Source organism: Oscillospiraceae bacterium (genome assembly GCA_022483045.1).
Classification (GTDB): Bacteria; Bacillota; Clostridia; order Oscillospirales; family Acutalibacteraceae; genus Caproicibacterium.
Genome location: JAKVOA010000001.1, coordinates 276,015 through 296,493 on the forward strand (window position 1 = coordinate 276,015; position 20,479 = coordinate 296,493).

17 protein-coding genes, 1 tRNA gene and 1 CRISPR repeat array (1 of these 19 running past the window's edge) are annotated in these 20,479 nt (G+C 50.0%); of the genes, 12 read left to right on the plus strand and 6 right to left on the minus strand.

Annotated elements, in window-relative coordinates; genetic code table 11:
* A CRISPR array of direct repeats spans nucleotides 1–2,044; the repeat unit is 34 nt; unit sequence GTCGCTCCCTATTGCGGGGAGCGTGGATTGAAAT; it begins 7,989 nt to the left of the window's first position.
* A 465-nt stretch (nucleotides 2,045–2,509) separates the two neighbouring features.
* Complete coding sequence (gene asnB, locus LKE53_01355; protein MCH3971413.1) at nucleotides 2,510–4,342, plus strand: asparagine synthase (glutamine-hydrolyzing); 1,833 nt, start codon at nucleotides 2,510–2,512, stop codon at nucleotides 4,340–4,342.
* A 253-nt stretch (nucleotides 4,343–4,595) separates the two neighbouring features.
* On the opposite strand, the gene LKE53_01360 is transcribed toward asnB, so the two are convergent.
* Complete coding sequence (locus tag LKE53_01360; protein MCH3971414.1) at nucleotides 4,596–5,825, minus strand: Zn-dependent hydrolase; 1,230 nt, start codon at nucleotides 5,823–5,825, stop codon at nucleotides 4,596–4,598.
* Between the two features lie 756 nt (nucleotides 5,826–6,581).
* On the opposite strand from LKE53_01360, the gene LKE53_01365 reads away from it, so the two are divergent.
* The 11 genes from LKE53_01365 (at nucleotide 6,582) to LKE53_01415 (ending at nucleotide 17,640) form a co-directional block, all read left to right on the plus strand.
* On the plus strand, nucleotides 6,582–7,385 hold the full coding sequence (locus tag LKE53_01365) for an ABC transporter ATP-binding protein (protein ID MCH3971415.1): 804 nt from the start codon (nucleotides 6,582–6,584) through the stop codon (nucleotides 7,383–7,385).
* Between the two features lie 3 nt (nucleotides 7,386–7,388).
* Nucleotides 7,389–8,195, plus strand: a complete 807-nt coding sequence (locus LKE53_01370) for an ABC transporter permease subunit (protein ID MCH3971416.1) — start codon at nucleotides 7,389–7,391, stop codon at nucleotides 8,193–8,195.
* Nucleotides 8,192–8,974, plus strand: a complete 783-nt coding sequence (locus tag LKE53_01375) for an ABC transporter permease subunit (GenBank protein MCH3971417.1) — start codon at nucleotides 8,192–8,194, stop codon at nucleotides 8,972–8,974. Before LKE53_01370 ends, LKE53_01375 begins: the two co-directional genes overlap by 4 nt.
* A 57-nt stretch (nucleotides 8,975–9,031) precedes the next feature.
* Entirely contained in the window at nucleotides 9,032–10,114 is a 1,083-nt protein-coding gene (locus LKE53_01380) for an ABC transporter substrate-binding protein (GenBank protein ID MCH3971418.1), read from the plus strand.
* A 21-nt stretch (nucleotides 10,115–10,135) separates the two neighbouring features.
* Complete coding sequence (locus tag LKE53_01385; protein ID MCH3971419.1) at nucleotides 10,136–10,597, plus strand: DUF523 domain-containing protein; 462 nt, start codon at nucleotides 10,136–10,138, stop codon at nucleotides 10,595–10,597.
* A 74-nt stretch (nucleotides 10,598–10,671) separates the two neighbouring features.
* Complete coding sequence (hydA, locus tag LKE53_01390) at nucleotides 10,672–12,051, plus strand: dihydropyrimidinase (GenBank protein MCH3971420.1); 1,380 nt, start codon at nucleotides 10,672–10,674, stop codon at nucleotides 12,049–12,051.
* 12 nt (nucleotides 12,052–12,063) lie between these two features.
* Nucleotides 12,064–13,560, plus strand: a complete 1,497-nt coding sequence (gene preA / locus LKE53_01395) for an NAD-dependent dihydropyrimidine dehydrogenase subunit PreA (GenBank protein MCH3971421.1) — start codon at nucleotides 12,064–12,066, stop codon at nucleotides 13,558–13,560.
* A 24-nt stretch (nucleotides 13,561–13,584) separates the two neighbouring features.
* Nucleotides 13,585–14,748, plus strand: coding sequence for a PucR family transcriptional regulator ligand-binding domain-containing protein (locus LKE53_01400; protein MCH3971422.1), 1,164 nt, complete (start codon nucleotides 13,585–13,587; stop codon nucleotides 14,746–14,748).
* Nucleotides 14,749–14,772: 24 nt separating this feature from the next.
* Nucleotides 14,773–16,095, plus strand: a complete 1,323-nt coding sequence (locus LKE53_01405) for an aminotransferase class III-fold pyridoxal phosphate-dependent enzyme (GenBank protein MCH3971423.1) — start codon at nucleotides 14,773–14,775, stop codon at nucleotides 16,093–16,095.
* Between the two features lie 20 nt (nucleotides 16,096–16,115).
* Entirely contained in the window at nucleotides 16,116–17,216 is a 1,101-nt protein-coding gene (locus LKE53_01410; GenBank protein ID MCH3971424.1) for an iron-containing alcohol dehydrogenase family protein, read from the plus strand.
* Nucleotides 17,217–17,238: 22 nt separating this feature from the next.
* Entirely contained in the window at nucleotides 17,239–17,640 is a 402-nt protein-coding gene (locus LKE53_01415) for a hypothetical protein (protein ID MCH3971425.1), read from the plus strand.
* A 240-nt stretch (nucleotides 17,641–17,880) separates the two neighbouring features.
* On the opposite strand, the gene LKE53_01420 is transcribed toward LKE53_01415, so the two are convergent.
* The 5 genes from LKE53_01420 to LKE53_01440 form a co-directional block, all read right to left on the minus strand.
* Nucleotides 17,881–18,177, minus strand: a complete 297-nt coding sequence (locus LKE53_01420; protein ID MCH3971426.1) for a hypothetical protein — start codon at nucleotides 18,175–18,177, stop codon at nucleotides 17,881–17,883.
* A gap of 75 nt (nucleotides 18,178–18,252) precedes the next feature.
* Nucleotides 18,253–18,702: a hypothetical protein gene (locus LKE53_01425; GenBank protein ID MCH3971427.1), complete on the minus strand. Its 450-nt coding sequence runs from the start codon at nucleotides 18,700–18,702 to the stop codon at nucleotides 18,253–18,255.
* Between the two features lie 95 nt (nucleotides 18,703–18,797).
* Nucleotides 18,798–18,874 (minus strand) — tRNA-Met (locus tag LKE53_01430).
* 117 nt (nucleotides 18,875–18,991) lie between these two features.
* A complete protein-coding gene (locus LKE53_01435; protein MCH3971428.1) occupies nucleotides 18,992–19,369 on the minus strand; it encodes a MerR family transcriptional regulator in 378 nt (125 codons plus the stop codon).
* A gap of 21 nt (nucleotides 19,370–19,390) precedes the next feature.
* Nucleotides 19,391–20,260 (minus strand): DUF362 domain-containing protein, encoded by an 870-nt coding sequence (locus LKE53_01440; GenBank protein MCH3971429.1) that lies wholly within the window; start codon nucleotides 20,258–20,260, stop codon nucleotides 19,391–19,393.
* Between the last annotated feature and the right edge of the window lie 219 nt (nucleotides 20,261–20,479).

Genomic DNA, 20,479 nt, shown 5'->3' on the forward strand with positions numbered 1-20,479 from the left:
AAATAACGAAATCATTTGAGAATTGTGTGTTTAGGCCGGTCGCTCCCTATTGCGGGGAGCGTGGATTGAAATGACACTATCCGGGCCTTTTTTTGCACCTCGCGCGGGTCGCTCCCTATTGCGGGGAGCGTGGATTGAAATTCCTAATTCCATCTGCGCTATTTTAGCAGCTTCGTCGCTCCCTATTGCGGGGAGCGTGGATTGAAATTGCGCGAAGCGCAATAAAAAACACGACTGTACCAGTCGCTCCCTATTGCGGGGAGCGTGGATTGAAATGACACTATCCGGGCCTTTTTTTGCACCTCGCGCGGGTCGCTCCCTATTGCGGGGAGCGTGGATTGAAATTCCTAATTCCATCTGCGCTATTTTAGCAGCTTCGTCGCTCCCTATTGCGGGGAGCGTGGATTGAAATTGCGCGAAGCGCAATAAAAAACACGACTGTACCAGTCGCTCCCTATTGCGGGGAGCGTGGATTGAAATGACACTATCCGGGCCTTTTTTTGCACCTCGCGCGGGTCGCTCCCTATTGCGGGGAGCGTGGATTGAAATTCCTAATTCCATCTGCGCTATTTTAGCAGCTTCGTCGCTCCCTATTGCGGGGAGCGTGGATTGAAATTCCTAATTCCATCTGCGCTATTTTAGCAGCTTCGTCGCTCCCTATTGCGGGGAGCGTGGATTGAAATCCAAAAATTGGAAGAAATGCACAATGAAAAGACTGTCGCTCCCTATTGCGGGGAGCGTGGATTGAAATGCAGCGTGCACAATGACATTAAGCACGGTGGCCAGTCGCTCCCTATTGCGGGGAGCGTGGATTGAAATCGGTACTGCGTGGGGTGCGACGCTGGCAGAGGTAGTCGCTCCCTATTGCGGGGAGCGTGGATTGAAATAATCCTACTCGACGGTCTCGAGCTGACGAGCGGAGTCGCTCCCTATTGCGGGGAGCGTGGATTGAAATAATCCTACTCGACGGTCTCGAGCTGACGAGCGGCGTCGCTCCCTATTGCGGGGAGCGTGGATTGAAATTGGGTTTTTCTTTTTGTATTCAAGGCTGGCGGCGTCGCTCCCTATTGCGGGGAGCGTGGATTGAAATACGTGAAGTCTACTGCTGCTTTGCGAAATGAAGGTCGCTCCCTATTGCGGGGAGCGTGGATTGAAATATGCCTCCAATATCTGCGCAGCGTCCAATAGACGTCGCTCCCTATTGCGGGGAGCGTGGATTGAAATAAACCGAAAAAGACAACGGACGATTGTTACACGGTCGCTCCCTATTGCGGGGAGCGTGGATTGAAATCTCTTGTGTGAATAAGTAACCATAGGATTTTTTCGTCGCTCCCTATTGCGGGGAGCGTGGATTGAAATCTCTGCAGGATGGATGGGTGATAGCTGATAGCTGTCGCTCCCTATTGCGGGGAGCGTGGATTGAAATGAAAGATATGTAGCAGGGGAAAGTCAGGCTCAAATGTCGCTCCCTATTGCGGGGAGCGTGGATTGAAATTTTATCTCGCCCTGAGCATGGCGTTAAAAGGCTCAGTCGCTCCCTATTGCGGGGAGCGTGGATTGAAATAGTTCCCGCGGAAGGGCCACAAAATCGCTGCAAAAGGTCGCTCCCTATTGCGGGGAGCGTGGATTGAAATCACGGGGGGGGTGAGACAGGATGAAAAACAAGTATTAGTCGCTCCCTATTGCGGGGAGCGTGGATTGAAATCAGACTGGCACACCAAACCCCAATGTGCCGGAAGGTCGCTCCCTATTGCGGGGAGCGTGGATTGAAATCTACAGGATACAATGGAGCGCCGCGTGGACAACGTCGCTCCCTATTGCGGGGAGCGTGGATTGAAATACAAGCTGAGGCAAGATGGTTTTTATGGCGGGCAGTCGCTCCCTATTGCGGGGAGCGTGGATTGAAATATCCAAGCCTTAACCGGTTTGGGGTCATATCCGGTCGCTCCCTATTGCGGGGAGCGTGGATTGAAATAAAGATGGTAAACCCACTTTCGATTATACGGTACGGTCGCTCCCTATTGCGGGGAGCGTGGATTGAAATTTCTGCATATTTAGGACGTCTTGGGTGCAAAAAATACCGCCGGGTGTGTGCTGAACGGCTAACAAGCAATAAAACAGCAGAGCAACCGTATTTCTATGATTGCTCTGTTGACCTTGGTATTCGGCGGGTGGAGCCCTTCCTGCATTTCTTTTGATCCATAGGGCGTGTAGCGGACAGTCTCTGCTTCAAACACCTTTTCTTATTTTATGACACCCTGAATTCTTTTCTATCGACTGCGGATTTTCAGGTAGGACTGCTTTATTTGCAGCGGAATATGTAACCCCATTTTTCTTTGACAGTAGTAAATGCCCAGCAGAGGGATTGCATATCATAGGGAATCTGTGTATAATAATGGTATTATTGGTTTGCAGAAAATTCGCTTCCAACCATTTTGCAGATTGTACGTTTAACAACAGAATGAATATTGTTTGCCGAGAATGAGAGAAAAACAGGAGAAAATAGAATATGTGCGGAATTGTTGGGTTTGTAGGTGCGTGTGCCGATATGCGGCAGACACTGCAGGAGATGATGGACGCCATCGCTCACCGTGGGCCGGATGGACAGGGGCAGTTTATTGAAGGGGAAACCGCCCTGGGACAGCGCCGTCTTTCAATTATCGACATACAGGGTGGTAAGCAGCCTATGTACAATGAAGATGGCAGTATTGTAATCGTGTATAATGGAGAAATTTATAATTTTAAAGAGCTTGCCGCGGAACTTGCCGCCGCCGGCCATACTTTTGTGACACACTGTGATACAGAAGTGCTGATTCATGGTTATGAGCAATGGGGAAAAGATTTGTTGACCCACCTGCGCGGGATGTTTGCATTTGCCCTGTGGGATAGAAAAACGCAGACGCTGTTTTGTGCTCGCGATCATTTTGGTATTAAACCGCTGTACTACTACCAAAATCCTGAAACGGGTATCTTTTTGTTTGGCAGCGAAATTAAAAGCTTTCTCCCGCATCCGGCATTCAAAAAAGAGCTGAATGAAAGTCAACTGGAGCTTTATCTTTCTTACCAGTATTCGCCGGGGGAAAATACCTTTTTTAAAGGGGTAAAAAAATTGATGCCGGCTCATTCGCTGACCCTGCACGCCGGCAAAATCAAATTAGAGCGCTATTGGCAGCCAAAGTTTGTTCCGGATTCCACAAAGGACCTGTCAGAGTGGGAAGAGGAAATCGCCGCAGCCATGGAAGAAAGCGTGCAGGCCCATAAAATAGCAGATGTTGAGGTGGGCAGTTTTCTTTCCTCTGGTGTAGACTCCAGTTATGTGGCGGCTTTGGCGCATGTGCACAAGACCTTTACTGTCGGCTTTTCCAACAAGCAGTACGATGAAACGGACTACGCCAAAGAATTTTCTAAGTATATCGGTGTAGAAAATGATGCCTACCGCATTACATCAGAGGAGTATTGGGCAAACCTCGGCAGAATTCAGTATTACATGGACGAGCCGCTGGCTGATGCCGCCAGTGCGGCGCTGTTTTTTGTTAACCGGGAGGCGGCAAAGCAGGTTAAAGTCTGTCTTTCTGGTGAGGGTGCCGATGAGTTCTTCGGCGGTTACAATGTCTACCAGGAGCCGTTTACCGCTTCTTGGTACAATAAAGTGCCGCTGCTGCTTCGTCGTGCGATTGGTGCGGTGGCGGAACTGCTGCCGCCGGTGCGCGGCGTAAACTTTCTGGTGCGGCGCGGCAAACCGCTGGAGGAGCGCTATATCGGCAATACCAACCTAATGGGGGAGCGCCGCAAAAAGCAGCTGCTGCGTCATTACACCGGTGCAGTAAAGCCAATCGAACTTGCCCGCCCGTACTTTGACGAGACCAGGGGACAGGACACCATTACCCGCATGCAAATCTGTGACCTGAACCTCTGGATGGTGGGTGATATCTTGTTGAAAGCGGATAAAATGAGCATGGCAAATTCTTTGGAACTTCGTGTACCTTTTCTCGACCGCAAAGTGTTTGAGCTTGCCTGCCAAATTCCAACCGGCTGCAGGGTAAATGCGCAGCAGACAAAGATTGCCCTGCGCGGTGCTGCGGAAAAGATGGTGCCCCGCAAAACGGCCGACAAAAAGAAACTCGGTTTCCCGGTGCCGGTGCGTGCATGGCTGCGGGAAGAGCCCTATGCCGGTGTTGTACGCGCGGCGTTTCATACCCCTGTTGCACAGAAGTTTTTTAACACCGCTGAACTGGACCGCATGCTCAGCCAGCACGTAGCAGGGAAGCGGGACAACTGGCGCCAAATTTGGTGTGTGTTTATGTTCTTGATCTGGTACGATGAGTATTTCGTAAAACGATAAAGCAGATGCTGAGAATCACATTCTGCAGCTAAAACAGAAGAGTGCATATAAAAAACCGCCTTGCTGCAAAGCAGGCGGCCTTTTTTTATATGAGAATGGAGGGAGAGTCGATTCTGTAAAGCTGAATTTTTAAGACGGCATAAAAAACAGACAGTATCCGGCTTTTCGGCATAGCAGAATACTGTCTGTTTAGTTGTTGCGGAAGCGCAGCTCTATGATGAGGGAGTTTCTTATACTTTAATACAGAGAAAAATTAAAATGCGGAATGCTTATCCATTTCCAAAGCTGTCTGCAGCAGCACGTTGGCGCCCTGCCAGCACTTTTCAATCGGCGTATATTCAATTTCGCAGTGGCTGTGCCCGCCAACGCTCGGAACAAAGACCATGGTCGTCGGCACGACATCAGCTAGATACTGTGCATCATGGCCGGGGCCGCTGTACATGCGCATATTAGAGTAGCCGAATGCGTTTGCTTCTTTTTCTACAATGTTTACCATTTCCGGGTTGTAAGCAACCGTTTTGCGGGACCAGAGTTCTTCATAGCTGACAGAGCACTTGTCCATTTCTTTCGGAACGTTTTTGATGATTTCTACGACCTGCTTGATGACGTTCGGGTCCTGATGACGTGCATCCAAAGTAAAACGAACATCGTCTGGAATGATGGTGTGTACATTTGGTGAGCAGAGAATGCGCCCGGTTGTGTAGACCAGCTTGCTGTCTAATTTGTCGAGCTCTGCATGCAGATACTTAATCACGTCGCAGGCGGCAAGCAGGGCGTCTCGGCGGTAGCTCATGGGGGTTGTGCCGGCATGGTCGGCCTGCCCGCGCATCCGGAACTCATAGTTTACCATACCGACGACACCTTCGACAACGCCGATATCTTTCTTTTCTGCTTCCAGTACAGGGCCCTGCTCAATGTGCAGTTCCAGCAGGCCGAGCGTCTTTTTGGGGTCAAGGCGGTTGCTCTGGTCGCCTTTATAGCCGCTTGCGTCCAGTGCTTCACCAAAGGTGGTGCCTTTCGGGTCTGTGCTTTTCAGCATGTCTTCCTTTTTGAATTTTCCGGTAACTACACCAGAGGACATCATCGCCGGGTCAAAGCGTGCGCCCTCTTCATTTGTCCATACCAAAACGGTGATGGGGTGGCGGTGAGGGATCTTTTCGGTTACAATCGTTTCGGCTGCTTCCAATGCGGTCAGTACACCGAGAATACCATCGTAATTGCCGCCCTGCACAACCGAGTCAATATGAGAGCCCATGCAAAGCGCCGGCAGGTCTGCTTCCCCGGGAATCGTCGCATAGAGGTTGGCCATGTCGTCGCTGATGACCGACATGCCCAGCGCTTTGCAGCGCTTGCAGAACTCTGCGCGGGCAGCCAACGCCGCGGGGGAAAGGGAAAGGCGGGTGATACCGCCGTTTCCGGTTGCACCAAACTGGCTGAAAGTCTTAATCTTTTCTTCCATTCGGTCTTTACTGCATGTCAGCATAACAAATCGCACCTTTCATAATAAGAATAACAGAGTTAATAAGTAAAGAGGAATCAATGTGCATACAAGAAAGGCGCCTGCATAGAAAACCCATGCAAGCGCCTTTGCTGTGTGTAGAACTGTTGTTTTGAAACTGCAGTTATTATAGCATTTCATGAAAATATACGTCAACGTACAATGCGGATTTCTTGCATAATTATTAAAATATAGATTCATTCCTATAAAAGCATTGGTAATGTTTCAGTCTGGCTTTAAAAAACAGGCAAGCTGTTTTGTGCTGCGGTTGACAGGAACCTGTTTTCCGCACGAACTGTGCAAAAACTGCTTCTGTAAAACAAGGTACAGTAAAGCATAAAACAGGAAATCATGCTGGAATACTTGAAAAGGTCAAGGCTTCTGCCCACTTTATACTAAAGATTGGACAGGGAAAATTTACTGTCTTTGTGCAGCAGCACAAAGACAGGCTGGAATAGCACAAAGAAAGCATAGAAAAGCAGTGTGTAGAAAACAGATTGTACTAGAATTTATATGCAAATGAATTATCAGAATATAAAATATTCATAAATATCAGAAAACGCATTGACGCATAGAAAATGGAAATCTATAATGGAACCCATAAACAGCAAATACAAGTGCTTTTCAAAGGCACTTAGAAAAACGGAGCAGTTGCCCAATGGCGGGCAGGCTGCTCCGTTTTCTGTTTATCTTATCAGTATTGTCTAAAATCAGCTCTTTTTGTAGAACGGGGGAATCCATATGGCAGAAGCAGCAAAGGACATGCGCACAGAAGATGCAAATGTGCAGATTTTAATGGATCACATCGGCATGACGTATACAACTGACAGTGGAAACGATGTACAGGCCCTTACAGATGTCAGTCTTTCGATTGCAAAAGGCGAGTTCGTTTCTCTGCTGGGTCCTTCTGGGTGCGGCAAGACAACGCTCCTGCGCATCATTGCAGACCTGCTCCAGCCTACCAGCGGCACCATTCGCGTGGCTGGTGAAACGCCGCATCAGGTACGTTTAAAGAAAAAGTACGGAATTGTATTTCAGAGCCCGGTTCTGTACGATTGGCGCACAGTGCGCAGAAACGTCTGTCTGCCGCTTGAAATCATGAAAATCGATAAGGCAGAGCGTGAGGCGCGCGTGGACCACATGCTGGAGCTGGTTGGTCTTTCTGATTTTGGAGATCACTACCCGTTTGAGCTCAGTGGCGGCATGCAGCAGCGCGTCGGCATTGCCAGGGCGCTGGCGGTCAATCCAGAGATCCTTTTAATGGACGAGCCGTTTTCTGCACTTGACGAATTTACTAAAGAAAAGCTGCATGAAGATCTGCTTCGTATCTGGCGCAAGACCAACAAAACCATTGTCTTTGTCACGCACAATATCGAAGAAGCCGTGTTCCTTTCTGACCGTGTGTGCGTGCTTTCGCCGCACCCGGGCCGCCTCTCGGCAGTGGTTGACATTACGCTGGAGCGGCCGCGCAGGCGCGAAATGCGCACGCTGGCGCAGTTTTCACAGTTGGTTTCACAAATTCGGAGCAGCTTTGAGGGGGTGTGAAATGTGAAAACCAAAAAGCGTAAAAAGAACCGCTTCCTTGTGCCGGCGGTCTGGATTATTGGGGTTGCCGCAGTGTGGGAGCTGGTTGCTTTTCTGCTGGACGCTGTCCTGAAAGATCCGCAGGCAGAAAAAAAGCTGCCTTATCTGCACAGCGTCATCATCGCTTTCGGGCAAAACTGGCAGACTATGCTGCAGGCCGGCGGCGTAACCCTTTCCCGGGCAATTTTAGGTTTTCTGCTTGGCATTGCCATTGGGTTTGTCCTTGCAGTTTTAATGAGCCTTTCTCAGATTATCGAAAAAATCGCCATGCCGTATCTTTTGATTATGCAGATGATTCCGATTTTGGGGCTGGCACCGATTATTTTCAGTTTGGTGAAAGATTTGGATACATCGCGGATTGTAATTGCAACCTACATTACATTTTACCCGATTGCAATTAATACGCTCAGCGGTTTTCAGTCAGTGCCGCAGGACCGAAAGGATTTGCTTTACACCTATGCGGCCGGCAAACTTACGGTTTACGCAAAACTAATGTTTCCGTCGGCGCTTCCTGCTTTGTTTACCGGCATGAAGATTGCCGCGCCAATGGCTGTGACGGCGTCTATTTTGGTGGATACATTGAGCAACAAAGACGGCATCGGCGCCATTATGATTTATTCGCTGTATGGCGGCGGCGATAAGTTTTGGCCAGCAGTGCTTACAGGCATTCTCATGGGCATCCTCAGTACGGTTGCAGTTTCTCTGCTGGAGTGGCTGTGTGTTCCGTGGAAGCGCCACTCGGCGCAGCAGCAGGGAGGTGCTTCTGTATGAGTAAAAAAGTAAAAAACAGAATTGCCAGTATTGCGCTGCCGGTGCTGGTAGGCGTTGTGTTTGTTTACATCTGGCAGATTGGTCTGCTGAATGCTGCCGGCGGCCTGACAACCATGCAGCTGCCGCTGCCGTCAGATATCTATGTGGCAATGCAGCAAAAAGGAAGCAAAATCTTTTCAGATGCCGGTGTCACACTGGCCGCTTCGCTGATAGGACTTGCCATTGGCTGTGCAGTCGGCTACTTTGTGGCAATACTGGCAACCATGGCGCCACGCTGGGGCTATGGCAGCCTGACTGTCCTTTCGGCGCTGAATGCTGTACCGATTGTTGCACTGGCATGTATTATGAATCGCTGGTTTTCTACAGCGATGGGGTCAAAAATCGCCGTTGTGGCAATCGTATGCATGGCTACTATGGGTATCAATGCGTACCGGGGGCTGAACGATTTACAGCCTTTTGCGTGCGACCTGATGAAAAGCTACGCGGCACCCCGCAGCGCCGAGTTTTTGAAGCTGCGCATTCCAAACAGCATTCCCAATATCTTTGTTGCGCTGAAAATCAATATTGTCAACAGCATGATGACTGCCCTGATTAGCGAATACTTTTCCAAAGATACGGCCGGCCTGGGATTTACCATTAAGACCAGCATGAAAATGGGCAACCAAAAGGCCACAGGGTGGGCGTACATTGTGGTTGCCGCACTGCTCAGCATTCTTCTGTATATTGTGATTGCTCTCGTTGAGCGCCGCGCCTTGCGCTGGCACGCTTCTCACCGATAACAATAGATAAAGCCAAAAGAGAAAAATCTTAGAAATTCATGAAAAGAGGTAAATGTTATGAACAAAAAACTGGTGTCTCTAGTTGGCGGTCTGCTGGCTGCCGCGTTCGCTTTCTCAGGCTGCGGAAGTGCTGCTTCTTCCAGTACGCAGGCATCTGCTGCCGCCTCCGGGACTTCAGCTGCTTCGGTAAGCAGTGCTTCCGGAAAAATGGACAAGATTGTCTTACAGGATAAGTGGCTAGCGCAGGCACAGTTTATGGGCTATTATGTGGCCGATAAAAAAGGCTACTACAAAGACGAAAATATTGCCATTACCATTACGCCCGGTTCCAGTGACTTTACCGCAGAAGATCAGGTCATTAATGGTACAGCAAATTTTGGCCACACATGGTACTCCAGTTTGCTGACCTACCAGGAAAGCGGCAATGACCTTATCAACGTATCACAGATTTATCAGAAGAGTGCTCTGCAGCTGGTGACGAAAAAAGGCTCTGGCATTACTACAGGCAAAGACTTGAAAGGAAAGAAAGTCGGCAACTGGTTTGGCGGAAATGAATACGAGATTTATGCGCTCTTAGGCAAGTATGGATATAACAAAGATAAAGACGTTTCCTTGGTACAGCAGGACTTCACAATGGATGCCTTTAAAAACAACGAGATTGATGCAGCTTCTGCCATGACCTATAACGAAATGGGCTTGGTTTTGGACGATGACGATAACAACATGAAAAATTATCAAACAATCGATATGAATACAGAGGGCGTTGCCATGATGGAAGACTGCCTGTGCGTCAGCAAAAAGTGGGCCGAGGCAAACAAAGACCTGGTTGTCCGCTTTCTGCGCGCTTCCCTGAAAGGCTGGCAGTACGCCTGCGCACATACCGACGAAGCGGCACAGATCGTTTGGGACGCCGGCAAGAGCGTCAGCCTGAAGCATCAGCAGTTCATGGCTAAGAAGGTGGCTGAAACAGTCTGCCCAAGCGGAATGGATACAAAGACGATCGGTAAATTGGATGAAAAGAAGCTGCAGCAGACCATTGACCTGGGCAAGAAGTACGGCCTGATTAAGAAAGCAATCAGCCTCAGCAGCAGCATTGATGCGAGCTACTGGAAGGAAGCAACCGGCTCCACTGCTTCCTAAAAGAGAAAGGCGGAAGGCAACATGAAAAAAATCCTTGTAAGCGGCTACCTTTATGGCTGGCACTGCCGGTATGATGCAGTCGACTGTCCCTGCACGGTTCCACAGTTTTTGCAGTGGAAAGCAGAGGGGCGTCTGGTCCCGGTTTGCCCGGAGACTTTTGGCGGGCTAAAAACCCCGCGCCCGGATGCACAGATCGTTGGCAGCTGCGTGAAAATCGGCAGCGGAGAGGATGTAACACAGGCCTACCGCTGCGGTGCAAAAGAAGCGCTGCGCCTGGCACAGGAAAACGACGTGGTATTTGCTGTCATGAAAGAAGACAGCCCTTCCTGCGGAAGCAAATACGTATATGACGGTACTTTTACCGATGTTAAACGGCCCGGTCAGGGATGTGCGGTACAGCTGCTGCGGGACAATGGCTTTCTGGTAATGGACGAAAACGAAATTGACCAGGCAGCAAAGTTCTTGCAGCAGGCAGAAGAATAAGATAAAAAAGCGGGCCGCCTTTTTTCGGGAAGGCGCCCGCTTTGAGAAAAGAAAACTGAAGGAGGGAATTTTTAATGTATGACTTATTGATTCAAAACGGGAAAATTGTAACACCCTCATCTGTCTTTACAGCAGACCTTGCGGTAAAAGACCAGAAAATCGCTGCCATTGGAAAAGACCTGGGCCCTGCGGAAAAGACTGTAGATGCAGCCGGAAAATATGTGCTGCCGGGCGCCATAGATGCGCACACCCACTTGGCAATGCCTTTTGGCGGTACGGTTTCTTCCGATGGATACGGTGCAGGCACGCGCGCGGCAGCCTGCGGCGGAACGACCACTGTCTTTGATTATGCGCCGCAGATAAAAGGCCATGGTATTGTCGAGAGCGTGGAAGCCCGGCGGAAAATGGCTGAAAATGAGGCCTGTGTCGATTATGCCTTCCACTGCTATGTGACCGATATGCTGGGCGGTAAATTGCTGGAAGAGTGGCCGGATATCATTCATTACGGTGTTACCAGTATTAAGTGCTTTACCGTCTATAAAAAAGAGCACATGATGGTGACTGACGGCGAAATCGTACAGATTCTGCAGCGCGGTAAAGAGACCGGTATGCTGACCAACGTACACTGCGAAAACCCCGATGTCATTGACCTAAACACCGAGCGCTTCTTAAAAGAAGGTAAGACCAGCGCCTGGTACCATTACTTAAGCCGCCCGGAATTTGTCGAAGCCGAGGCCGACAAGCGGGTAATTCACTGGGCAAAGTCACTGAATGCGCCGGTGTATATTGTCCATTTGGCCAATAAAGAAGGAATGGACGAAGTAACCAAGGCGAAAGATGAGGGCTACCCGATTTATGCAGAGACCTGCCCGCAGTATCTGCACTTTACCTGTGAAGTCTATAAGCGCCCGGATGGCCGCAACTTTATCTGTTCGCCGCCAATGAAAGGGCAGGCAAGCCAGGATGCCCTTTGGGCAGGCATTCAGCGCGGCGATATCGACACCATTGCCACTGACCACTGCCCGTTTCAGTCGTACGAAAAAGACTGGGGCAAAGATGATTTTACAAAGGTACCAAACGGCTGCGCCGGCATTGAAAATATGTATCCTTATATGCTGGCAGCAGCAAACAGCGGCAGAATCACCTTTGAAAAAGCAGTGGAACTCTGCTGTGCCAATCCGGCCCATATTTTTGGCTGCCCGCGGAAAGGCCTGCTGGAAGTTGGCCGAGATGCCGATATCGTTGTTTATGACCCGGAAAAAGACTTTACGATTACGCAGAAAGCCATGCACTCTGACTCTGACCACACCATTTGGGAGGGCCTGAAACTGCACGGTTACCCAGTGCAGACCTACAGCCGCGGGAAACTGGTATACAACAACGGTGAATTTGTAGGGCAATACGGCTGGGGAAAGTATATTCACCGTGAACCACACCGTGACGAAAACTTTTAAGGGGGGATTCCTATGCAGACCGCCTGCGGGCACAGCTCTTTACTACAGGCAGTTGCGGCTGATGATGCCGCGCGCTGTTTGCTCTGCTACAATGCACCATGCACAGCGGCATGCGAAAAAGGAAAAGACCCCGCGCGCCTGGTACGGGCGCTGCGGTTTGAAAACTTAGCCGGCGCCGCTGCTTCTGCACCGCACTGCGCCGATTGTGCAGCCCCCTGTGAAAAGGCGTGTCTTTCTCCGGTGAGGCCGGTGCCAATCAAGCAGCTGTCCGCCTTTGCAGAAGCGTACGCTGCCCCAAAGCAAGCGGTTTCACTGGCAGTTCTCTTTTGCGGGATTCCGTGTGAAAATCCTTTTTTCCTTTCATCGTCTATTGTCGGCAGTAATTACGAAATGTGTGCGCGGGCGCTGCGGCAGGGCTGGGCCGGTGTTGTCTTTAAGACAATTGGTTTTTTGCAGCCAAAGGAGGTTTCCCCGCGCTTTGACACCATCCGCAAAGAGGGAACGCCCTGGGTTGGATTTCGCAACTTAGAGCAGATTTCCGACCATACACTTGCAGAAAATCTGCAGTATCTGCATGACTTGAAGCGGGACTTTCCGCAGAAAGTCATTGTCGCTTCCATTATGGGACGCAATGAAGAAGAATGGACCCGCCTTGCGGAATTGGCGACACAGGCCGGTGTTGATATGATTGAGTGCAACTTCTCCTGTCCACACATGAGCGGCAGCGGTCTTGGCGCAGATGTCGGCCAAAAACCGGATGTGGTGGCGCGCTATACCGCCGCTGCAGTCAAGGGCACCCACTTGCCGGTGCTTGCCAAAATGACACCGAATGTCGGCAATATGGAGCCGCCCGCTATTGCAGCGGTAAAAGCCGGTGCCACAGGTTTGGCGGCTATCAATACCATTAAAAGTATTACAGGAATTCATTTAAGAACATTTTCAGCCAATCCGGAGGTGGCCGGGCAAAGTGCTGTTTCTGGCTATTCCGGAAAGGCAGTCAAGCCGATTGCACTGCGGTTTATCCATGATATGGCAAAATGTCCACAGCTGAAAGAGGTGCCTATCAGCGGCATGGGCGGCATTGAAACCTGGCGAGATGCGGCTGAATTTCTACTTTTGGGCTGCAGCAACCTGCAGGTAACGACCGCGGTTATGCAGTACGGCTACCGCATTATCGATGACTTGACAGACGGCCTTTCACACTTTTTGGCGCAGGGCGGGTACACTTCTGTTTCTCAGATTATTGGGAAAGCACTGCCGCATATGGTGCCGGCAGATCAGCTGGACCGGGAAACAATTTCTTTGCCGGTTTTTCATAAAGAATCCTGTATCGGCTGTGGAAGATGCTACATTGCCTGCGCAGATGCGGGCCATCAGGCAGTCAGCTGGCAGACAGATAAGCGCAGGCCGCAGTTGATTGGTAAAAAATGCGCAGGGTGTCATTTGTGCCTGCAAGTCTGTCCCGCTGGCGCTGTCTCTGCCGGCAGACGGGTGAAAAAGCCGGAATAGCTTTCTGCAGAATGGGGGCTGCTTATGGCAATTACACTGGAAAAATTATATAGTACGGCAAAAAAGACCTACCAGATGGAATTGCTGGCCGGCCGGGCCGGGCTGCACAACTATGTGCGCTGGGTACACATGATTGAAGATATGCAGGTGCCGTCTTTTCTGCATGGCAGCGAGCTGGTCTTTACCACTGGGATTGGGCAGCAGGGAACAGACTGGCTGCTGGACTTTGCAAAACGCCTATACGAAAGCAACGGCGCAGGGCTGGTGGTAAACCTTGGGCCGTATATCGATGCTGTACCGCCGCAGGTTGTTGTCTTTTGTGAACAGCACGGGCTGCCCCTTTTCCGCGTACCGTGGAAAGTACATTTGATTGATATTACTTATGATTTCTGCCACAGAATTATTGCTAATGAAGAGAATGAAATCAGCCTTGCCAATGCGCTGCGGGACCTGATCTTTGCTTCCCGCGGCCTGCGAGATTTGCAGCCGACTTTTGAGCGGCACGGCTTTTTAAGTGCCGGTGTGTACTGCGTTGCCGTTTTTCGTTTGAGCTGCTGCGGCGCACCCATCAGCGGCGAGCAGGCGGCAATGCTTCGCTTTCATGCGCACCGTCTGCTGGGGCGGCTGGGCTGCAAGTTCAGCCTGTTTTACCAAAACGGCAGCCTTGTTGTGGTGACCAGCGGCCTGCAGACAGACCAGGTGCAGATGTTTGCAGAAAACCTAATCCAAATTTGTGCCGACCGAAAACCTTCAATTCAGGCACGTGCGGGTATTGGCAAGCAGACATCCGGCTATGAGGGGATTCCCGAGGCGTACCGTCAGGCGTGTGCGGCTCTGAAAATTGCCGCCTGCCGCGGGAAAACCTATCTGCACTATGATGAACTGGGCATTTACAAACTGCTGATTTCTGTAAAAGATTTTTCAGTGCTCAGGGACCTGTACCGGGAAGTCCTAGGTCCGCTTGCGGACTATGACGAAAAAAACGGCACAGAGTACATGAAAATACTGCGCGATTATCTTGCACACGACTCCAGCGTACAGGTCCTTTCACAGCTGAACGGTGTGCACCGCAATACGGTAAATTATCAAATCAAGCGTATTCGGAAAATTCTGCAGTGTGAATTGACACAGGAAGATAAACTGAAGATTCTTCTTGCGTTTTATATTGAAGACCTGCTGAAAGAGTAGCAGGCGATTTTTGGAGGGACTGAAATGACAGGTCAGGAAATCAAAGAACTTTCTTTAACCTACAATCTGCATTCTTGGAGCAAGCAGAAAGCAATTGACCCGATTCCGGTTGTTGGCGGAGAGGGCATTTATTATTATGATGCTGATGGAAACCGCTACAGCGATATGTCGAGCCAGTTGGTAAATCTGAATGTCGGCCATGGCAACCGCCAGATTATTGATGCGATTAAGGAACAGGCAGAAAAATACTGTTTCATTTCACCGGCCGCCGCCAGTGAGCCGCGCGCCAAACTTGCCAAAATGGTCATTGACCGCATGCCCGACAATATGGGCAAAGTCTTTTTTACCAACGGCGGCGCAGATGCCAACGAAAATGCAATTAAAATTGCGCGCCTTTACACCGGCCGTAAAAAAATCTTTTCCCGATACCGCAGCTACCACGGCTCTACATTTGGTGCGGGCAACTTGACCGGTGAGCCCCGGCGCTACCCCTTGGAGCCGGGTATTCCCGGATTCGTTAAATTCTTTGACCCCTACCTTTACCGGGAAAAGGCACCATTTACAAGCGAAGAAGAGGCTTCTGCCTATTATGTAGACAAACTGCGCGAGCAAATCATCTATGAGGGAGCCGACAGCGTTGCGGCTATCGTCATGGAGACCATTACCGGCTCTAACGGCGTCATCATTCCGCCAAAAGGCTACCTTTCCGGCGTGCGAAAAGTGTGCGATGAATTCGGTATTATGATGGTTTGTGACGAAGTCATGGCAGGCTTCTGCCGTACCGGAAAGATGTTTGCTTTTGAGCATTTCGGTGTAAAGCCAGACATTGTTTCCTTTGCAAAGGGAATTACCAGCGGCTATGTACAGCTGGGCGGCGTGGTTGTCAGCAAAAAAATTGCAGCCTATTTTGATGACCATGTGCTGCAGTGCGGCCTAACCTACAGTGGCCATCCGCTGGCCTGTGCCGCTGGCATTGCCTGCCTGCACTTTTACGATGATGCACATATTCTTGACAAGGTAGCGGTGACCGGCGGTCTGCTGGGCGAGCTGTTGGAAGACCTGAAAGTAAAGCACGCCTGTGTCGGCGATGTGCGGTATATCGGCCTGTTCTCTGCGATAGAGCTTGTAAAAGACAAAAAGACAAAAGAGCCAATGGTATCTTATGGCGGCGACCCCACAGGCGTTATGAAAGCAATTATTCAAAAGCTGGCCGCGCGCCGCTTTATGACGTATTCGCATGAAAACATGATTATGATTGCGCCGCCACTTATTATTACGCCGGAACAGCTGAAAGAAGAAATGGCAAAAATGGATGAGGTCCTTACCGAAGTGGACCAGGAACTTTAAAAGAGAAGGGAGCAGGAAACATGCAGTATTACATGCCTACCCGAATGTTTTTGGGCAGCGGCTGTGTCAAAGAAAACGCTTCTATGCTTTCTGAAATCGGGAAACATGCGCTGATTGTTACAGGCGCACATTCGGCGCGGGTCAGCGGGGCACTGGAGGATGTGCTGGCGGCGCTGCAGACAGCCGGCTGCCTGTGGACCCTGTTTGATCAGGTGACAGCAAACCCAACGATTGACTGCGCTTATGCAGGCGCCCATATGGCCTGTGCAGCGGGGGCGGACTTTGTGCTTGCTATTGGCGGCGGCTCTCCCATGGACGCCGGAAAGGCGATTGCCCTTTTGGCTAAAAATCCGCAACTGACACCGCAGACGCTGTTTGCCGGCAGCTACCCGGGTGGTGCACTGCCGATTGTCTGTATTCCTACCACAGCGGGCACTGGGTCTGAGGTGACAAAAGCCTCGATCCTTACCAATGATGCTGCAAAGACGAAAAGCAGCATTGCAAATGAACTGCTGTTTCCCAAAGTTGCTTTTCTAGATGGTAAATACACGGAAGAACTTCCTCTGCGCACAACGATTCATACTGCTGTCGATGCCCTTTCACATGCGGCAGAGGGAATGCTTTCCTGCAAAGCCTGTGTTATTACAGATGCCCTTGCAAAAGAGTCTTTGGGCCGTATCGGCGCCTGCTTTTCTTCTTTACAGAAAGGCAGCCTTTCCCCGCAGCAGAGGCAGAGCCTTTTGGCTGCATCCACAGAGGCGGGTATGGTCATTGCCAACACCGGCACCACAGCGGTTCATGCGATGGGCTATTCGTTGACGTACTTTAAACATATTGACCACGGCCGTGCAAACGGCCTGCTCTTTGCCGATTTTTTGGAGTTTGTTTGCAAAAAATCTCCCCAGCGGGTACAGCAGGTGCTGTCTGCGCTGGGCTGCACTTCTGTTGCACAGCTGCGCGGCGTTCTCTCTGCACTGCTGGGAAAACCAGAGCCGCTTTCTGAGAAGGAAGCAGAGCAGTTTGCGGCGATTGCCATACGCTCTAAAAATATAGAAAACTGTTTAGTAAAGCCAACTCAGCAGGATTTGCTGCACATCTACCGTGCAGGATTTTCTTTGTAGCTGAAAAACAGGAGGTGCTTTTATGGCAGCAAAACGCTATCAGAATGCTGAATTTGTCGTGCTCCAAACCTTTATGACACCAGATCACTTTCGTACGGTATTTCCGCAGATGCTGTCAATTCCATGCGGCCTTGGCGAAATACCGGTCGAATTGGATTTATCAGCGGACTACATACGTACTTTGCCGTCTGGCCTTTCCGATGACGGCATTACAGTTTATGGCTTTGTCCGGCCGAATGCGGCGCTGCGTGCCCGCTTTGGCGATGCACTGAAAAGTCGCCGCGCAAAGTGCAGCATTACTTTTTCCGATTGGGATAGTCGCTTCCTGTTTCTATGCGAAACGGGCGAAGAGAGTATTCCTGCTTTTGTAAAAAAAGAGGAAGTTACCGAATTGCTGAAAAACTGCCTGCATGCTTCCCGGTGAGGCGGAAAGGCAGCCTTGCAGCTGCCTGCGCAAAAATATAACAGCCGTACAAAAAATGCCGCCCTGCTTTTCAGCAGAGCGGTATTTTTTCTTATAAAACTTCTGCAATTTTTCCGACTTAACTTTGTATCTGCAAAAAAACTTTTTGCCTGCCGTATCTTTCTATACCGGCTCTAGGCAGCTGCTTTTTAGGCCTTTTCTTTTGCGCCTTTAGGAAGAAGGCGGAAATCCGCAATACGATTATTTTCTGTGTTTCTGCAGAAATGTCCCTGCCAGCGTGCCCAGCAGCACCCCAAAGCATATCCCGTAGGAGAGCGCCGCTGTACCGTATTTCTGCATCAGCGCCACACCGACGACTGTCCCGAGGCAGAGCCCTGTCCCGACGCCGCTTGAAAGCGCATGACTGGAAGCTGCGTCATCTTTCTGTGTGTTTTCTTCTGCTTGAAATTGCTCCCGACTGGAAAAGACGAGAATTACCGAAATCCCGATCGCAATCCACGGCAGGGCAGCCAGCAGAAATTCTTTAATTGCATTCATACTCTCGTTTCCTTTTCTAATCCATTCGTATGCGGGAAAAAAAGCAGGGACCCAAACTTTCCCGTACGGCAGTTCCTATTTGCGGTAGGGCGGAAGAGAAATCTTTGCGGCGGCCGTATCTAATTGGGCAATAAATTCTTTTAAGTCACATTGGTCCACCGTAAAACAGAATTTCAGCAGCTGCGGCCCTTCCCTGAAATTGTCGCAAAGGGTTCCTTCTATATGGATATGTCCGGTTTTGTCTGCCTCAAAGGCGACGCTTGATTCACAGTCTGCCAAGTCAGTAATATCGGCCGTTCCCGATAAAGAACGGTACATTTCGGAAAGGTCATTTACAAATTCTGAAAATATCGTGTAGTCTGTATTAAATACTGCACAGCCGCTCCACAAGCCGTCTTTTACAGCGACAGTAAAATTAAAATCTGTATCGTAAGGGTCATGCCGGCTTTTTTTTCTGTAAGCGAAGGCAGAGAACTGCATCTTTTTTTCTCCACAGGAAAAAGAACACGTATCGCTGATAAACATGGGGCTTCCTCCTGCCTTTTTCAGGGACAGATGTGGCAGATATACTGTATCGAAATATAAAAAAGACCTGACAGAATTTTCTCTGCCAGGTTTCATGGTTGCGGAGGCTGGATTTGAACCAACGACCTTCGGGTTATGAGCCCGACGAGCTACCGGACTGCTCCACTCCGCGATATCCTGTTGACTGCACCCCTTCTTGAGAGTGCTTATATATAATACCACGCACAATAAAGAAAGTCAACAGTTTTTTACTCTTCTGCTTCTAAAATCAAAAAATACAGGAATCGGCCTATTTCAGTTTTTCTTCCTCATAGCGAAGCATGCGGTTTTCATAGCCGTCAATTTTCCAGTCCAGTTTGGCAAGGACTTCATTTAAATCTTGAATGCGTTCCGCAATCTGCTCCCGTTGCTCTAAAAGAAGCTTTTTGCGTGCGTCAATGGTAGCGGGACCTTGATGAAACAGTGTGACGTACTCAATCAGGGCTTCTACCGAAATGCCGGCGCCCCGCATACATTTAATGTACTCGACCCAGTTGCAGTCACTCTCGGAATACTTCCGTACGCCGCCGGGCGTGCGGCCGATTTTCGGCAACAGCCCAATGCGCTCGTAATAGCGCAGCGTGTCCGGTGAAATGCTGTATTTCTTACTGACTTCTGTAATGGTCATTTTTCTCACCTCTGTCGTCTTTTAAATAGAAACCAGCGTGTATTTGCGGCTGCCAAGGCCCAGTGCGGCGGCAGTCTCGACCGTATGAATGCCGTGGCGGGACTCCATTCGCTCAATCAGTGCAGCTTTGCCGCTGTCCGGGGAAGCGTAGACCTGATCCACACATGCCTGGTCCAGTGCAACCGGGTCCGCGGAAGCCAAAATGCCGATATCGGCCATTTTTGGTTCGGCGGGATTGTTACTGCAGTCGCAGTCTACTGAAAGTCGGTTTGCAACGCTGATATAGAGAATGTTTTCCCGGCCCATAAAGTCCATAACGGATTCGTCCGCTTCAGCCATAGACTCCAGGAACGAGTCGTGGTCGGTTGTAAACATCGCGTCAAAGCTTTCGCCGAGGCCGGCATTATGAATACGCAGTTTACCGTGGGAAGAAGCAACCCCAATGGACATGTTTTTCAGTGCACCGCCAAAGCCGCCCATGATGTGCCCCTTAAAATGAGAGAGAATCAGCATGAAATTATAATTTTTCAGGTGTGCACCGACAAAATTTTCTTTCAAATGCTTTCCAATGTGGACCGGCAGCGAAAGCTCTCCCTCTTCGTCCATAATATCACAGGGTGCAATCGCGGCATAGCCGTGGTCACGAATCGTCTGCCAGTGCATATGGCTTTCATTGCGTCCGCCGGGATAGGCGGTGTTGCATTCCACAATTGTACCGTTCAGCTTCTGCACCAGCGGCGCAATCAGTACCGGTTGCAAAAAGTTGTGCCCGCCCGGCTCACCGGTAGAGATCTTTACCGCGGCCTTGCCGGGCAGGGAAATACCGAGCGCTTCATAAATACGGATTAAACTTTTTGGGGAAATTTCTTTTGTAAAATAAACAGTTGCCATTGTGGTTCCTCCTTGTGCTGTCTGCCGGGTGCATTTATTCTTTGCCTCTTTTGGCTACAGCATATACCATGGAGTGAACTCCAAGTCAATCACTTTTCAAAAGAAATTTATAAAATGTTGGGGTAGCATATAAAAATACCTGCAGGCGGCAAAACCGTGTGCAGGTATTTTGGGAAAAGACTGATCATTTTGATACAGGGTGCAGATTTTTAGAGGGAA

Bases quoted from the DNA above. Each gene is read 5' to 3' on its own strand.
- asnB (MCH3971413.1), top strand. From the start codon at position 2,510: ATGTGCGGAATTGTTGGGTTTGTAGGTGCGTGTGCCGATATGCGGCAG.
- LKE53_01360 (MCH3971414.1), bottom strand. From the start codon at position 5,825: ATGCTGACATGCAGTAAAGACCGAATGGAAGAAAAGATTAAGACTTTC.
- LKE53_01365 (MCH3971415.1), top strand. From the start codon at position 6,582: ATGGCAGAAGCAGCAAAGGACATGCGCACAGAAGATGCAAATGTGCAG.
- LKE53_01375 (MCH3971417.1), top strand. From the start codon at position 8,192: ATGAGTAAAAAAGTAAAAAACAGAATTGCCAGTATTGCGCTGCCGGTG.
- LKE53_01380 (MCH3971418.1), top strand. From the start codon at position 9,032: ATGAACAAAAAACTGGTGTCTCTAGTTGGCGGTCTGCTGGCTGCCGCG.
- LKE53_01385 (MCH3971419.1), top strand. From the start codon at position 10,136: ATGAAAAAAATCCTTGTAAGCGGCTACCTTTATGGCTGGCACTGCCGG.
- hydA (MCH3971420.1), top strand. From the start codon at position 10,672: ATGTATGACTTATTGATTCAAAACGGGAAAATTGTAACACCCTCATCT.
- preA (MCH3971421.1), top strand. From the start codon at position 12,064: ATGCAGACCGCCTGCGGGCACAGCTCTTTACTACAGGCAGTTGCGGCT.
- LKE53_01400 (MCH3971422.1), top strand. From the start codon at position 13,585: ATGGCAATTACACTGGAAAAATTATATAGTACGGCAAAAAAGACCTAC.
- LKE53_01405 (MCH3971423.1), top strand. From the start codon at position 14,773: ATGACAGGTCAGGAAATCAAAGAACTTTCTTTAACCTACAATCTGCAT.
- LKE53_01410 (MCH3971424.1), top strand. From the start codon at position 16,116: ATGCAGTATTACATGCCTACCCGAATGTTTTTGGGCAGCGGCTGTGTC.
- LKE53_01415 (MCH3971425.1), top strand. From the start codon at position 17,239: ATGGCAGCAAAACGCTATCAGAATGCTGAATTTGTCGTGCTCCAAACC.
- LKE53_01420 (MCH3971426.1), bottom strand. From the start codon at position 18,177: ATGAATGCAATTAAAGAATTTCTGCTGGCTGCCCTGCCGTGGATTGCG.
- LKE53_01425 (MCH3971427.1), bottom strand. From the start codon at position 18,702: ATGTTTATCAGCGATACGTGTTCTTTTTCCTGTGGAGAAAAAAAGATG.
- LKE53_01435 (MCH3971428.1), bottom strand. From the start codon at position 19,369: ATGACCATTACAGAAGTCAGTAAGAAATACAGCATTTCACCGGACACG.
- LKE53_01440 (MCH3971429.1), bottom strand. From the start codon at position 20,260: ATGGCAACTGTTTATTTTACAAAAGAAATTTCCCCAAAAAGTTTAATC.